The organism is Deinococcus fonticola, assembly GCF_004634215.1.
Classification (GTDB): domain Bacteria; phylum Deinococcota; class Deinococci; order Deinococcales; family Deinococcaceae; genus Deinococcus; species Deinococcus fonticola.
Window position 1 is genome coordinate 50,055 of sequence record NZ_SMMH01000001.1, and the last position, 13,599, is coordinate 63,653.

Here is a 13,599-nt window from a genome sequence, read left to right on the forward strand (position 1 = left end):
GGTGAGGCGGTCATGGCGAGATGATCACCTCAGAACTCTCCTGTCTCAGCCTTCTGACCGATCGAGCGCAGCGAGATCGACAATAGTTCTTCTTCTTCTCTTCAAAGGTACTTTTCTTATTGTATTCACCACAGATCAGGGGGCGGTCTACCGTGAGTACAGGCCTGTACTCACCACAGATCACCCTGTACTCGCACCAGATCAGGTGTCGCGCCATGGTTGCGCGGCCGCTTTGAAATCATTCCGCTCCACGACGGCCTCCAGGCATACCCGGCAGCACTTTTGATATCACGAAAACACCATCCTGCACGACAAAAAGTATTGACAGGCCTGTAGCGTTCGCGTACCATCTAGATACAAGTCACAGACCCAGATGTGCTGGTCAGACAAATGACACCAGACCTACCCGGGCGGCGATCCTTCAGGGTCGCGCAACGCAAGACCACCCCCATGTGACCACGGGGGCAGCAAGTTGAGATGCAGCGTAGCAACTGCAGTCTACCTCAACGCGCTGAAGAGTCAAAGCAGGGTAGGAATGAGTGAAAGTGATGGATTCGTGGTGTCGGGTGTCGGCCCGATCGAGTTCGGTGCCACGCCGGTCAGCTACTCGCTGATCCTCGACGACCGCCTCAGCGACGCAGCACACCGCGTCATGGTGTGGATGCTGGCCCGCTGTGGGGCTCGCGGGAGTATCACGCTCGCCGAGGTGGTCGATGAGTTCGGGGCCGCCAAGACCAAGAAGGTGATGCGCGAGCTTCAGCGCAACAAGTACTTCACCCGCACGGACAACGGCTTCGAGTTGCATGACGTTGCGCTGGATCGCCCGGTGGTGCTGCTGTGACCGGCGACGCCAGCGAAGCGATCGTCATCAGCCGCGACCGTCTGGGCCGGAACTTCACCCAGATGCCCGATTTCATGAGTGCGATCCTGGCCCCTGATGTCTACTGGCTCGGCAGCGAGGTGCTGCGCATCAGCAGGGAACGGCAGACCGACGAAGTGCACGTGAGCACGCGCTACCTGCGTGAGCGTACCGGCTACGGCCAGAGCAAGGTGATCGGCATGAAGAATGCCCTCTGCGCCGCCCTTCCGACCGTCTTCGTCAAGATCCCCGGTGACGCAGGCCGCAACCAAGCTGACGCGATCGTCATCGATAGGCTTGAGTTTTTGCTGATGCATGCGCGCTATGCGGCGGAGCGCGAGGCTAAGGCTGCCCAGCGCGAACGCCGGGCTCCGAGGGCGATGGTGGTGGAGTGCGGCGGCAGACGAGTGACAGTCACCGCTGAGGCGACCGAAGTTGCGCCGATCACCAGGAAGCTGATTCCAACTGATGCTGATGCCGTGAGTGCCGCAGCTGAGGTGACGGAGGAGATCGCTAGCGTTCCGAAAGTCGGAGAGAACCACAACAGCTTGATGGGCCCGTTGCCCGAGACCGACCTCTTCGGCAACCCCACCGTCCCGTCCCAGCCGAACCACAAGAAGGAAAGCAAGACGCTGACGCGTGAGCAGCTGGAGAACCTGCGGGACATCTGGAACGCCAACAAGCATGAGCGCTTTGCGACGAAGAGGGCACTGCCGACGGGAGCCGATCTCAAGGGACTGCAGGCAGCCTTCGCGGCACGGCAGCACGACTTTGCGGCCCTGCTGGAGGACTGGATCTATGCGGTGCAGCAGGTGGCGCGACTCGGGAACAATCCCAGGGTCGGCCACTGGGGCGAGATCGGGAAGGATCGCGCTCCTGCGATGTCCAATCTGATCCCCAACATCGACAAGCACGCAGAAGCTGGCCGCGCGATTGCAGAGCGCACCGCCATCACTACCCAGCGCGAGGAGATCGTCTTCGAGCGCCCCGAGGAGATCTGATCATGACCGACAAGTTCAGCAACACCGAAGTTGAGCTCAGCACCCTCAAGATCCTCAGCTACGCCGCCCGCGACTACGGCGAGGACGCGCTGCCGAGGCTGCTCGAGGATGTTCGCAGCGTCACCAGGCCGATCATGTCCGAGCCCACCTACCAGCGCATCTTCGCGACGGCGGTGCATCTGATCGAGACCGGGACGCCGCCCACGCCGCTGGAGATCCAAAAGGCGCTGCCAGACATGCCGAAGGCCATCTGGAAGGCGATCGACGGCGCAGACGAAGGCGCAAGTCTGTACGGCAACATCAAGACCCTGCAGGGGATGGCGGCGGCCCGCGAGGCCCGCGCGGCGCTGGTGCACGGCCTCGAGCAGCTCGAGCAGGGCATGCAGCCGGAGTCGGTCTTCACTGCGGTGCTGGCGGCCGATGCGAAGAGCGGCACCAGCCTCACGACCCCCAAGAAGGCCAAGCAGTTCAACAGGCCCAGCAGGTACCTGAAGGCACTGAGCGAGGGCCGGATCAAGATGCTGCAGCTCGGCTTCCGCCAGCTGGACGACAGGCTCGGCGGCGGCATGGAGCTGGGCAGCTACGTCCTGGTCGGCATGCAGACCAACATTGGGAAGACCCGGCTCGCGCTGCGGATAACGCTGAACATGCTGCTGCGGGGGGAAGGGGTGGTCTACCTGACCGGCGAGATGAAAGACACCGCCGGAGACGACGACGAGAGGACCAACCGTCTCCTGCTGGCGCTGACGCTGATGCATGCGAACATCCCGCCCGGCAACGTCGGCGAGGGGGTCCGGATCAGCGACGCCACCCAGGCGAAGATCGAGCAGGCCGAGGACTGGCTGATGGACGAGAGCGGGCTCGAGATTCACGACGGGGACATGAGCGTGGACACCATCGCAGTCATTGCCCGCCGCATGAAGCGCGAGGGGGCGACGCTGATGGTGATCGACAACTTCAATCACGTGACGCTGCCCAGCGCAGGCAAGCAGCAGGCCGCCTGGGACGTCAAAAACACCATCAGCGAGCGCCTCGCCGAGATTGCCCACAGCACTGGTGTGACCATCATGACCCTGCTGCAGACCACGGTGACCGAGAGCGAAGAGCCGCCGACCCTGCTCCAGATCAGCGACTCGAAAGGCATCAGCAGGCCCGCAGACCTGATCCTGACGGCGCACCGCGACCTCGAGGCTGCCGCGGAGAAGGCCGACGCTGGGCACCAGCTGACCTACGGCAAGGTCGCCATCAGGAAGCGCCGCCAGGGCAAGGGAGGCATCGTCAAGGTCGGCTGGCGCGAGGATCTCGCCAGCTGGGTTGATGTCGATCCCAGGCTGCTCGCAGGGGCCCTGCAATGACTGCGGCGGCCACGGTCGACACCAGCGCGCTGGCGTACCAGGGCCGCCTGCTGCCGCGCCTGCAGCCCGAGGACGCCGGATGGCTGGCCCAGCTCGACTGGAAGGGGTGCTACCACCTCGACGAGTTGCTGACCCGCGCCTCTGGCGGGAACGGCGGGACCGGCAATCGCTGGGCGCTGCAGCAGTACCTCGGCAATCGCCGCAGTGCCTGGAGAGCCCAGCAGGAGGCGGCTGAAGAGCAGGCTCGCAAGCTGGAAGAGCGCAACAAGGCGCGGGTGGGGACGGGCGGCACCATCGCGCTGCCTCCCCTGAAGAGTGTCGATGGCCTGGTCGGCGGGGAGGCCAATCCCTCCCGTCCCCGCCTCGACATCGACGCCCTGCGGCTGGCGTGGCCCATGAGCGCGCTACTGCAACGCCTTGGGGTGCACCAGGACGGCAAAAAAGCGCAGTGTATCAGCGGCAGGCACGCCGACCGGCACTACAGCATGCATGTGTACGATGACGCACGGCTGTACTGCCCGGCCTGCGACTACCGCGCCGGGGACGTATTCGCAGCTGTGTGTGACGTGCACGGCTGGGATCGGAAGACGGACTTCATCCGCGCGGCGAGGTGGCTTGCCGGGGACGAGGACGATGCCCAGATCCGGCAGCGGGCAGCTGCGCCGAGGCCTGAGGCTCGGAAACTCGAGCAGCGCCCCCTGCAGCCCCTGGCCGACGCAGCGAAGGCGGCGCTGTGGGCCCAGGAGACCGCTCAGGCCCGCGCGGCCCTGGAGTACCTGCTGGAGCGCGGATTCGACGGGGACTCCATCGAGCGGCACGGCTTCGGAGTCATCGACAGTAGCGTGCCTGATTCGCTGCTGCCGCTGAATGCTGAAGGCGAGCTCAGCCGGGGGTGGCGCGGGCGGGTGACCATCCCAGACACCGACCTGAGTAGCGCAGTGGTGAGCCTCAAGGGCCGGACGCTGGAGGGGCCCGTCGAAGGCCGGAAGTACATCAAGTACCTTGCCGTGGCTGGGCTCGCTCCGCAGCCCTTCGGGTGGCAGCGCCTGCGGGAGTCGGACACGGTGCTGATGGTCGAAGGCGAGCTCGACGCGCTGGTTGCGAAAGATGCGCTGCCTGACTTGCCCGTCATTGCCGTCCCAGGCGTGAACGTATTCACCAAAGTCCACGCCGAGCAGCTGGTCGGCCGCCGGGTGCTGGTGATGACTGATGCCGACACCTGCCTCGAGCGTTGCGTGCTGGGCGACCTCAAAGACGTGCCGGATGCCGATCTCGGGCAGCACCTGCAGAAGCCTGCAGCGGCAGCGGGGGCGCGCGGGATCGTCGGGAAGCTCCGGACGGCCGGGGTGGATGTGTGGGTGTGCGAGACGGGCGTAGACGGCGACCTGGGCGACATGCTGCAGCACCTGGGCGCTGAAGACACGCGTGAGATCCTGCAATGGGCGATCACAAGCAACGCGCGGCCCCTGCGCAGGAAAGTGAGGTTGTTCTGATGCGGGCAGACAACGACGATGTGAGGAAGGAGGGCGCGATGGTCTGGAGCGACAGCATGAGGTCAATCATCAGCTGGGGGTGGTTCTTCGGCATCATCGCCTCGGTGGTGCTGTTCCTGCGGGCGATTCCGGAATTCGGGACGCTTTGGAGGGACATGAAGAGCGGCGATGCGCTGACGCTGGGGCCGGACACGATCCGGTTCCTGATTGTCACCGCCATCACCTGCGGGCTGCTGGACCTGGAGAGGTGGCTTGATGAGCGCTAGGCCTCGCCGCGTCAGCCCGCGCCCTCGCCCGGCGCTCCCGGAGAGCAACGGCCAGATCACGCACCGCAGGAAGAGGGGCGCCGCGAACCAGGGCTGCCTGGAGCCGCTACGGCCCGCCGGATGGGACGCGATCAGTGCTGACCTGATTGCCTCGCGTGGGAATCGCTGCGAGATCACCGGATTGACTGAGCGGGACATGTACCTCCAGACCGGCACCGAGACCCCGGAGGAGCGCGAGCTGCGGGAAGCGCTAGGAGACGTGCCCACGGGAGACATTCAGGTGGCGCGTGGCATCACCCACTACAGGGTTCAGGCTTGCCACCTGGATCACGACCCCCTGAACTGCCGTCCCGAAAACATCGTGGCGGCAGTGGCGCAGTGGCACGGCGCATATGACTACTATCAGCACCGGGGACAGCGCATGTGCGCCTACGCCGCGCAGGGCCGACTGACCATGCGCGACAGGGACGAGACGATCAGGTTGATCGAGGGCCGCATGCGCTTCCCGGAGCCCACCCAGTTCGAGCTCAGCCACCCCGCGCACTCGACCGTAGACTGGCGAGACCAGCAGCCGCTCAGCCCTGGCGAGTTGGAGTTCATGACCATGCTTGCGCTGTACCACTGCCAATCGGCGACCCCGCAGAGGTTGCTGAAGCTCGCGGGTAGGCGCATCGGCCTGAGCCTGTCGCAGCACCATGGCGGCGGGATCATGCGGGCGCTCGGGCATCTTGAGCTGCGGGGACTGGCGTACCAGGGCAATGACGGGGCGTGGCACGCGGCGCGCGAGAGCTGCACGCTACCGCCGAAAGTGCAGGAGAGACCGGCGACAATTCAGATTGTTGACGAGGGGTGGCCGAAGTGAGCCACGGTGAGGAATACAGCATGGACAGAGACGAGCTGTTGGACGCTTTGCTCACATGGGGAGACCCTAGCGTGATGCAGGAACGGCTACACGGGTCGCGCGGCGTCACGCTGAGCGGCGCAACTGAAGCCGACCTGCGAGCCGTGCTTGAGGAGCTCGAAGACGAGGAGCTGGAGCTCGGTGTTGCGTTCAGCTGGGAGGTTGGCGACCTCAGCCCCTATGAGTACGGGGACTCTCACAAAGCCTGACTTTTCCCGAACAGCCCATATCATCAATATGTAGGAACGCACCTCAATTCATAGACCAGCACGCGCGGAATACAGCACTTTGTATTCTGCGTTTCTTTTGGGGGTTTTTCACTATGAACAGACGTCAAGAGCGCATGATTCGCAAGCGCCTAGCTGACCAATTGTGCTTTACGCAAAGCGGCTCGACCGAGCTTGCATTGCAGGAATGCACCTTTGAACAGACCATTGTCACGGCGTTGGGAGCCGAGCGGAGCGGCGAGTTGCTGAGCAGTATCCATGCAATCCGCAGCGAGATGGATGAAGAGGAGCGTCATCACTTGCTTGAGATTGCGCGCGAGATGCTGAAGAGCGCGACTGAGACAAGCGGCCGCTGGCGCGTGGTGGGGGTGGTGGGGTGAGCGTGGTGTCTCAGAGGGTTTTTGTAGACGCGCTGAAGGTCAGCACGCCCGCAGAGCTGACGGCGCGGCTGTTGCGAGAGCGCATGAGTGGCGAGGTGGCACGAGGGGCGGTGATCGCGGCGGAATGGTACGCAGAGCGCGGCGTTGACCCGGACGGGCTGTTGCAGGTGGTTGCTTTCGGGGTGCCGGTGTGGCTGCACGTGATCGGGCCCGTGGCGGTGCACTGGGTGAGGCCGCAGGGGTATGGGGCGGTTTGGCTGCCTCCGGACGGGCTGGACGTGTGGCCCTGGATGCGGGCGTTGCAGTCTTTGCAAGCCGTGGAGCACCTCTGGCCAGGCAGCGTCGGCGGGTGGCTGAGACAAGGGGAAGAGCTCACAGGTCGGCAGGCAGGCATGACCAGGCTGGCGTGGGCGCGGGGCCGGGAGCCCGATCCGCTGGCTGAGGTTTTCTGGCGGCTGGGACGGAAGCATGCGCACTGATCAGGTGATGCGCGTGATCATGTCCTCGCCTGACCCGCATCGAGGGCGGTTGCTTCTTCAGATCGCGGCTGGGGCGATGAGGAGCTGCGGCCCCATGTTCCCTGGGGTTGAGCTGGAGTTGCCGCCTGGGACGCTGGTCGTGCGCGAGTCGACGGGGCTTCCGGAGTTCTGGGGGCCCAGGTTCTCGGTCCACGTGATGCAAGACCTTCATCGCGGCCGCAGCTACGGGGTGCTGGTTGCGTACCACAACGGGCTTGTCGAGCAGGCCGATGCCGGGGATGAGCCACTGCGGCTGTTTTGGCAGAACCTGATGTTGCTGCTGAATCGGTGATATCACTGTCTGGGACGGCAAAAACCTGTTGACACCCATGCACTTTTAGAGTATGCTTTGTACATGGATCTGAGCGGCGAACACAGCTAGGACTGAAGAGTCAAGACGGCCGTTGCCGCGGCTAGATTGTCCGAAACCTTCGGGGTGCAGCAATGCCCGAAGGTACGAAGAAAGAAAGTGTCGGGAAGGTCGTCGAGCTCTGCTGTGGTCTCGGGGGAGCAACTCACGGGCTGCTGAACGCTGGCCTGGACGTGGTCAAAGCGTATGACCTGTGGCCCGTTGCGGTCCAGGCGCACAAGGAGTGGCACCCGGAAGTCCCGTGTGAAGTCCGGGACGTCAAAGAGATCGAGCCCGAAGAGCTGCGCGGTGTAGCGGTGTGGGCGTCGTTGCCGTGTTTCGTCGCTGGAACCCTGGTTCTGACCGATGGCGGGTATCGACCGATCGAAGACATCAAGGTTGGCGATATGGTGCTGACGCACGAGGGGCGCTGGCGTCCCGTTCAGCACACCATGCGTCGTGAGGGCGCACAGCTTAGGTACATCAAGGCTGGAGGGGCCCCCGAGGGTCTGCTGACTACCGACGAGCACCCGTTCTACGTTAGGCAGCAGGGCCGCGCTTGGAACAATGATAGGCGCAGCTATGACCGCACCTTCGGGCTTCCTGAGTGGCGAGACGCTGAGGATGTTGTCCCTGGGCGCGACCTGGTAGGTCAGGTGCTGCCCGCGGAGGATAAGGCAAGTGAGTACAGCGAGGCCCACTGGTGGCTTGTTGGACGCTACCTAGCAGATGGCTGGCGCACGGACACCAAAGGGTACGACGGAGGGTCAGTTGTCGTCTGTGCTGGTGCGTCAAAAGCGGCCGAGCTTGAGAGACGGATCATTGAGGCGGGATTCACGCCGAGAGCTCACCGTGAGCGTACGGTCACGAAGTTCCATATCTTCAGCAACGATCTCTATCACTTCCTGAAGCCATTTGGCAGGTACGCTCACGGCAAGTGCATCCCCGGCTTCGCGCTTGAGCTACCGAAACATCTTGCAAAGGCGCTGCTGGATGGGTATCTGTCCGGTGACGGCCACTATGAGGAGCGCTACAAGGAGCTCAAGGCCACCACCGTGAGCCGACCGCTGGCACTCGGCGTGGCGCTGTTGGCTCAGAAAGTCTTCGGTGTCGTGGCAGCTGTCAGGGTGTGTCGCGTTCCACGCAAGAAGGTCATCGAGGGTAGGCAGGTCAACCAGCGTGACTTCTACGTGGTCTCCATACCGCACCACAACCGCTCAGCGTTCGTTGATGGCGACTACGGCTGGAAGCATGTGCGCGAGAATATGCCAGCCGGCGTTGGAACGGTCTACAACATCAGTGTCGAGGAAGACGAGTCGTATGTCGTAGAGAACATCATCGTTCACAACTGCCAGCCGTGGTCGGTGGCCAACCAGGTGCGCCGCGGGAAGAATCACCCGCACTACTACAGCCTGAGGCACTTCGCCCGGCAGGTGCAGTACGCGCGCGTTGCAGTGATCGAGAACGTCGCTGGCTTGGCTCGGACGCAAGACGGGCGTGCAGAGCTTCAGGAATTGCGCGACGAGTGCCGCAAGCTGGGACTGCGGTGCAGCGTGCAGATCATCAGCTGCACCGAGCACGGGGTGGTGACCGCCGGGAAGCGGACCATCATCATCATCTCACGGGACGGGCAAGAGGTTGAGCCAATCGTGCCGACGGAGCCCGTGGCGGCAACCGGAAGAAGGCCAACCGCGAACAGCGGCCAACAGACACTCGCCGACGGAACGGTGACGAAGTCGCTCTACACCGTTCAGCAGTCTGCCGAACTACAGGGAGTCCCGGTCCCGTCCGGATACGGGATCGTCGACCAGAGGAGACTGATTGGGAATGCGGTGCCACCTCGGGTCGCGGAAGCTATCGCGCGTCAGGTGATCGTGCCCAGGATGCGCGGCGAGCCGCTGGGCCAGATGGCGGAGATCCCCACCTTGTTCGGAGGCTGGCTGTGAAGCGGCGCCCTACCACTCCCCGCGCGAGCCGCCCCGAAGAGCTCGCCGACCCGGAGAAGACCCGCCGCCTGCTTGACGCGAAGGTGGATCGCAGCGGCGGCCCGGACGCCTGCTGGCCCTGGCTGGGTCATACCAGCCCGAACGGCCATGGGCAGATGTACGTGACCAACGCTCATGGAGATCAGCACGGCTACAGCGCGCATCGGCTCGCGCTGATGTTCGCAGTGGGCGCGGTGCCGCTCAAACCAGCGGTTGTGCTCAGAAGCTGCAACAGTGCCAGCTGCTGCAACCCGGCTCACTTGTACGTGGGAACCGAGCAGGACGCGGCCCGCGCGCGGGAGGCGCTGGGGAGGGGCAACCACCCGCGTAGGTCGGGGGAGGCGAACCACAGGGCCAAGCTGACGGCAGCGCAGGTGGAAGAGATCAGGGCCACGCCACACACCTACGGCAGTGATGCGGCCTTCGCCAGGCGCTTCGGCGTGACGGTGGGCGCGGTCACGCTGGTGCGGAAGGGGATCCGCTGGGGGAGCACGCCCGTGCGGCGCGGCGAGCCAGCCTTCGATGAGGCGGACTTCGACGAGCGCGGCAGGATCATTCGCGCGAGCGGCATTCAGAACATCGACGAGGTGCGCGAGCGGTTCGCCGAGGCGTCCATGTCCAGCACTGAGGCCGCAGGCTGCATCGACTGGGTCAGGGCCGTCGGAACCGGCGGCTACGGTCGGGTCACGATCACCGGGAAGAATGGCCTGACGAGCGGGTATGGCGCTCACCGCATCGCCTGGCTGCTCGCTGGGTATGACGCGCCGCCGGATGGGATGGTGCTCAAACACGGCTGCGACCGCCCACGCTGCGTGAACCCGCAGCACCTGTCGGTCGGCACGCATGCCGAGAACGCTGCGGAGCGCGAGGCCAGGGGGCGCGGCGGGGCGGAGAAGCGCAGCGGCGAGCTCAATGGCAGGTCAAAGCTCACACGGGAACAGGCGCGCGCCATCCGGGCGTCAGCAGGGACCCATGCCGAGCTCGCGCGGCGGTACGGCGTAGACCCGAAGGTCATTCGCAAAGTCAGGTCGGGCGAGAACTGGCGAGAGCTGGCATAGCCCACTGAAACTTGCCGTCCGCAGATGGTGATATCACTGTCTGGGACGGCAAGAATCTGTTGAATCACGACTGCCTTTTTGGTATGATGATTCAGGATCAAAGGGGAGGACACACCAGGGACTGACAGTCAAGCCACGCGGCCACCTCAGCCGTGAATCCGGGCCGGAACCTCGGGAGCGCTCACCATGGCGCGAATCGAGAAGCTGGAAGACGTCACCTATGTAGACCGCCTCAGGAAGAAGTTCAGCCTCATGACCCGCCGGGACGCTGCCACTGGCTGCCTGGAGTGGCAGGGGAGCCTCGCCAACAAGGGCTACGGCATGATCGGCATCACCGGGAAGCATGACCAGGGCGAGCGCTACAAGTACCTGACGCACCGCGTGGCCTGGATGCTGGGTACCGGCGAGATGCCGCCAGCAGACCTGATGGTTTGCCACCGGTGCGACAATCCCGCCTGTGTGGCCATCGAGCATCTGTTCCTGGGCACCAACGCCGACAACGTGCGGGACATGCACGAGAAGGGGCGCGCGGCGAAGATCGACCCGGTCATCCGCAGGGGAGACCTGAACGGCCGCGCGAAGCTCACCTGGGATGATGTGGACGCCATCCGGGCAGAGGCAGCCAAAGGCGAGTACGGCATACAGACGAAGCTGGCGAAGCGCTATGGGCTCACGCAATCAGCTGTGAACCTCATCATCAAAGGCAAGACCTGGAAGCGCGAGGAATAGCCCAGCCTGAGCTGCGGGCCCGGCCGCCCGGTCGGGCTCGCTCGCATTGGCGAATAGGATGACATTCATGAGTCATGATGCTAGTATTTGCCGTGCTGTACGCCCGAGCAGGGGCAAATAGTTAGCACCCGACTCAAAATCGGACGCGAAAGCGTGGGGGTTCGAGTCCCCCCACCGGCACCACAAAAAAATTCCCCGTCTAGAACGGGGGTTTTCTTTTGCCCTTGAATGTAAAACCTGTTGTGGGAGGCTGGCCCTGAACGGCCTGGGCAGGTGCCTTTGCCGGCGTGCCGGGACTTGCTACCCTGAAGGCATGAAGCAGCGGGAAGTTATCTTCAGGAGTGAATACAAGGGGCACCAGATCGAAGTGGTGCGGCTCTCCGAAGTGCTGAACGCCGTGGGCCGCAAGATGAAAGTCGAACGCCGCCTCCAGGCGTTCATTGACGGCATGCCCCTCAAATACGAGGAACTGGATCGCCCCGGTTTACAGGACGACCTGGTGGAACTGGCGCAGGCCATTGCCGAACAACTGCCGGAACGACTTCCCTCAAGCGAGCAACTGTAGTCCTGGGCGATCCGGTTGTTGCGTGGTCTGTTCGGAGAAGTAGTAGCCAGATCACGTCTGGGACGCGTTTTTCTCCCAATAGTCGGGTCTTCCAGTGGCTTTTAACCTAATACCCTTTTCACTCGTCTTTCGCGTGGCTGACAAAGGCGGCGCAGCGCAGTTGTCCGGTCACGCTGAGGGCCTGCACCACGTCACTGGGCGGCAAAGTGCCGATCACGCTGGAATGCCGGTCGATGGGAATGAACCACGGTGGGGTGCTCAGGCGGCCTTCCCACTCGAGACGCAGGTTCCGTTCCAGGCAGGCGGCGTCCAGGGCGGTCAGGGAAGCCCGGTAGCGGCGTTTCCCGGTGATGATGTCCACGACGACGGGGGCGGGCGCGTAACCTTGCAGGGCGCGTTGAGCGCGGTCCTGTCCCCACAGGCTGGCGGTCAGCGCAGCCAGCAGTGGCAGTAAGGCCGCCAGGAGCCACACGGTCAAAGCCCGGGCGTTGCCTGCCCGCCACAGGAACAGCAGGAGAATGGCGGTGGTCAACAGCGTGAGGGCGAGGAACAGAACCGTGGGGAGCACCCGCTCAGTTTACTTCTTTGCCTTATTTTGCGCCTCGTTCAGGGCCGCCTGAGCGCTGGCTTTGCCCGTGACGGCCTTCCAGATGGCGTCCTCGACGGCGCTGACCCACGCGCCGTAACTGGCGAGGTTGGGGCGCGGCGCGGCGCGTTCCATCTGCGCGTGTGCCACCTTGATTTGCGGATTTTGCCGGTACCAGTCGTTCAGCAGGGGCGTGACGCTGCGGCGCGGGGGGGCGTAAGCGGTGGTTTTCACCCAGTCTGCCAGCCGGGCGGGTTCCATCAGATACGCCCAGAAGGCCACGGCACCCGCCTGTTGCGGCGCTGAAGCGTTCCTCGGCACGACCAGCGCTCCGCCGCCCAGCGGCACCGTGCAGGCCCCGGCCTTCTCGCAGGGAAAAGGAGCGATACCCAGCTGGAAAAACGGCACTTTGCGGGCGTCCGTCCAGTTCGCCACACTGGCCATGACGAACAGATTCTGCCCCCGCGCAAAATCGAACGCCGCCCGGGTCGCCTCGCCCAGCGTGCGCGGTTGCGCCTGCCCCGCCGCGCTCATGCGGGCCAGTTGGGTCAGGGCTTCCACGGCCTCGGGGCTGTTCAGGTTGGGTTCATTGCCCTTCACGAGACTGCCGCCGCGAGACAGGACGTTGGCCTCGAAAGTCCAGGCGTCGGCTGCCGCCACCAGCGGACGTTTCCCGCCAGTGGCGAGGCGCTTGCTGGCCGCCTCCATATCCGTCCAGGTGGCGGGCGGGTTCACCCCGGCGCGGCGCAGTGCCCCGGCGTTGTACATCAGCACCGGAACGCTCAGGTTCCACGGCAGGGCGAAACGCTTCCCGTTCACCTCGCCTGCCTTCCACGCCGGTGCATAGAAGTCCTTGAGCAACTCGGCACTCAGGGCATTGTCCTCCTGAGACAGGTCGGCGAGTTGCCCCGCCGCGACCATCGGGGCAATCTGCGTGAATTCCAGCTGGGCCAGCGCGGGGGCGTTTCCCGCCTGAATGGCCTTTTGCAGGGCAGGTTGCAATTCACGGTAATTGCCTTTGCTGACCGGCACCACCTCGTACCGGTTCTGCGAGGCGTTGAATTGCCGGGCGTACTCCGCCACCTTGCCCTGCACCCCCTCCATGGCGTGCCAGAACTCAATTTTTACCGGGGCCGCCTGCGCCGAAGCCAGCAGCAAAGTCAAAGGAAGAAAACGCAGCATCACCGCCAAGTCTAAGGGCCGCGACTGACCGCAGAGTGACGCGCAAGTCAGGGGAATTTACGGCATCTTAAGCGTGTGCCCTTCCTCCCGGACACCATGACCCTCAGCCCTACGGAACCGGCGTGTCTGCATTTAAAAAAGGTGT

General features: G+C 64.1%; 16 protein-coding genes and 1 tRNA gene. 15 read left to right on the forward strand and 2 right to left on the reverse strand.

Annotation, left to right across the window (positions count from 1 at the left end; genetic code table 11):
• Window positions 1-535: 535 nt before the first annotated feature.
• The 15 genes from E5Z01_RS00315 (at window position 536) to E5Z01_RS00385 (ending at window position 11,686) form a co-directional block, all read left to right on the forward strand.
• Window positions 536-841: a hypothetical protein gene (locus tag E5Z01_RS00315; protein WP_135227559.1), complete on the forward strand. Its 306-nt coding sequence runs from the start codon at window positions 536-538 to the stop codon at window positions 839-841.
• Entirely contained in the window at window positions 838-1,860 is a 1,023-nt protein-coding gene (locus tag E5Z01_RS00320; RefSeq protein WP_135227560.1) for a hypothetical protein, read from the forward strand. Before E5Z01_RS00315 ends, E5Z01_RS00320 begins: the two co-directional genes overlap by 4 nt.
• 2 nt (window positions 1,861-1,862) lie before the next feature.
• On the forward strand, window positions 1,863-3,215 hold the full coding sequence (locus tag E5Z01_RS00325; protein WP_135227561.1) for a DnaB-like helicase C-terminal domain-containing protein: 1,353 nt from the start codon (window positions 1,863-1,865) through the stop codon (window positions 3,213-3,215).
• Complete coding sequence (locus E5Z01_RS00330) at window positions 3,212-4,708, forward strand: hypothetical protein (RefSeq protein WP_135227562.1); 1,497 nt, start codon at window positions 3,212-3,214, stop codon at window positions 4,706-4,708. The genes E5Z01_RS00325 and E5Z01_RS00330 overlap by 4 nt, the downstream gene beginning before the upstream one ends.
• Window positions 4,708-4,974, forward strand: coding sequence for a hypothetical protein (locus tag E5Z01_RS00335; RefSeq protein WP_167757695.1), 267 nt, complete (start codon window positions 4,708-4,710; stop codon window positions 4,972-4,974). The genes E5Z01_RS00330 and E5Z01_RS00335 overlap by 1 nt, the downstream gene beginning before the upstream one ends.
• Window positions 4,964-5,836 carry a hypothetical protein gene (locus tag E5Z01_RS00340; protein ID WP_135227564.1) on the forward strand — a complete coding sequence of 291 codons (873 nt, stop codon included), beginning with the start codon at window positions 4,964-4,966 and terminating at the stop codon, window positions 5,834-5,836. The genes E5Z01_RS00335 and E5Z01_RS00340 overlap by 11 nt, the downstream gene beginning before the upstream one ends.
• 20 nt (window positions 5,837-5,856) lie before the next feature.
• Window positions 5,857-6,084: a hypothetical protein gene (locus E5Z01_RS00345; RefSeq protein WP_135227565.1), complete on the forward strand. Its 228-nt coding sequence runs from the start codon at window positions 5,857-5,859 to the stop codon at window positions 6,082-6,084.
• Window positions 6,085-6,218: 134 nt separating this feature from the next.
• On the forward strand, window positions 6,219-6,482 hold the full coding sequence (locus E5Z01_RS00350; protein ID WP_135227566.1) for a hypothetical protein: 264 nt from the start codon (window positions 6,219-6,221) through the stop codon (window positions 6,480-6,482).
• Window positions 6,479-6,961, forward strand: coding sequence for a hypothetical protein (locus E5Z01_RS00355; RefSeq protein ID WP_135227567.1), 483 nt, complete (start codon window positions 6,479-6,481; stop codon window positions 6,959-6,961). Before E5Z01_RS00350 ends, E5Z01_RS00355 begins: the two co-directional genes overlap by 4 nt.
• The gene (locus tag E5Z01_RS00360) at window positions 6,951-7,292 is read left to right on the forward strand and encodes a hypothetical protein (RefSeq protein WP_135227568.1); all 342 of its coding nucleotides are present in this window, start codon (window positions 6,951-6,953) and stop codon (window positions 7,290-7,292) included. The genes E5Z01_RS00355 and E5Z01_RS00360 overlap by 11 nt, the downstream gene beginning before the upstream one ends.
• Before the next feature lie 152 nt (window positions 7,293-7,444).
• Window positions 7,445-9,295, forward strand: a complete 1,851-nt coding sequence (locus tag E5Z01_RS00365) for a DNA cytosine methyltransferase (protein WP_135227569.1) — start codon at window positions 7,445-7,447, stop codon at window positions 9,293-9,295.
• On the forward strand, window positions 9,292-10,392 hold the full coding sequence (locus E5Z01_RS00370; RefSeq protein ID WP_135227570.1) for an HNH endonuclease signature motif containing protein: 1,101 nt from the start codon (window positions 9,292-9,294) through the stop codon (window positions 10,390-10,392). Before E5Z01_RS00365 ends, E5Z01_RS00370 begins: the two co-directional genes overlap by 4 nt.
• A gap of 186 nt (window positions 10,393-10,578) precedes the next feature.
• On the forward strand, window positions 10,579-11,121 hold the full coding sequence (locus tag E5Z01_RS00375) for an HNH endonuclease signature motif containing protein (RefSeq protein WP_135227571.1): 543 nt from the start codon (window positions 10,579-10,581) through the stop codon (window positions 11,119-11,121).
• Window positions 11,122-11,222: 101 nt separating this feature from the next.
• Window positions 11,223-11,304: transfer RNA gene (locus E5Z01_RS00380), tRNA-Leu, on the forward strand.
• Window positions 11,305-11,434: 130 nt separating this feature from the next.
• On the forward strand, window positions 11,435-11,686 hold the full coding sequence (locus E5Z01_RS00385) for a hypothetical protein (protein WP_135227572.1): 252 nt from the start codon (window positions 11,435-11,437) through the stop codon (window positions 11,684-11,686).
• A gap of 118 nt (window positions 11,687-11,804) precedes the next feature.
• Here E5Z01_RS00385 and E5Z01_RS00390 read toward each other — a convergent pair whose 3' ends face one another.
• Window positions 11,805-12,254 carry a hypothetical protein gene (locus E5Z01_RS00390; protein WP_240738104.1) on the reverse strand — a complete coding sequence of 150 codons (450 nt, stop codon included), beginning with the start codon at window positions 12,252-12,254 and terminating at the stop codon, window positions 11,805-11,807.
• A gap of 9 nt (window positions 12,255-12,263) precedes the next feature.
• On the reverse strand, window positions 12,264-13,454 hold the full coding sequence (locus tag E5Z01_RS00395; RefSeq protein WP_135227573.1) for an ABC transporter substrate-binding protein: 1,191 nt from the start codon (window positions 13,452-13,454) through the stop codon (window positions 12,264-12,266).
• Window positions 13,455-13,599 lie beyond the last annotated feature (145 nt).

Bases quoted from the DNA above. Each gene is read 5' to 3' on its own strand.
- E5Z01_RS00345 (WP_135227565.1), top strand. From the start codon at position 5,857: ATGGACAGAGACGAGCTGTTGGACGCTTTGCTCACATGGGGAGACCCT.
- E5Z01_RS00315 (WP_135227559.1), top strand. From the start codon at position 536: ATGAGTGAAAGTGATGGATTCGTGGTGTCGGGTGTCGGCCCGATCGAG.
- E5Z01_RS00335 (WP_167757695.1), top strand. From the start codon at position 4,708: ATGCGGGCAGACAACGACGATGTGAGGAAGGAGGGCGCGATGGTCTGG.
- E5Z01_RS00325 (WP_135227561.1), top strand. From the start codon at position 1,863: ATGACCGACAAGTTCAGCAACACCGAAGTTGAGCTCAGCACCCTCAAG.
- E5Z01_RS00360 (WP_135227568.1), top strand. From the start codon at position 6,951: ATGCGCACTGATCAGGTGATGCGCGTGATCATGTCCTCGCCTGACCCG.
- E5Z01_RS00340 (WP_135227564.1), top strand. From the start codon at position 4,964: ATGAGCGCTAGGCCTCGCCGCGTCAGCCCGCGCCCTCGCCCGGCGCTC.
- E5Z01_RS00375 (WP_135227571.1), top strand. From the start codon at position 10,579: ATGGCGCGAATCGAGAAGCTGGAAGACGTCACCTATGTAGACCGCCTC.
- E5Z01_RS00385 (WP_135227572.1), top strand. From the start codon at position 11,435: ATGAAGCAGCGGGAAGTTATCTTCAGGAGTGAATACAAGGGGCACCAG.
- E5Z01_RS00395 (WP_135227573.1), bottom strand. From the start codon at position 13,454: ATGCTGCGTTTTCTTCCTTTGACTTTGCTGCTGGCTTCGGCGCAGGCG.
- E5Z01_RS00330 (WP_135227562.1), top strand. From the start codon at position 3,212: ATGACTGCGGCGGCCACGGTCGACACCAGCGCGCTGGCGTACCAGGGC.
- E5Z01_RS00365 (WP_135227569.1), top strand. From the start codon at position 7,445: ATGCCCGAAGGTACGAAGAAAGAAAGTGTCGGGAAGGTCGTCGAGCTC.
- E5Z01_RS00350 (WP_135227566.1), top strand. From the start codon at position 6,219: ATGATTCGCAAGCGCCTAGCTGACCAATTGTGCTTTACGCAAAGCGGC.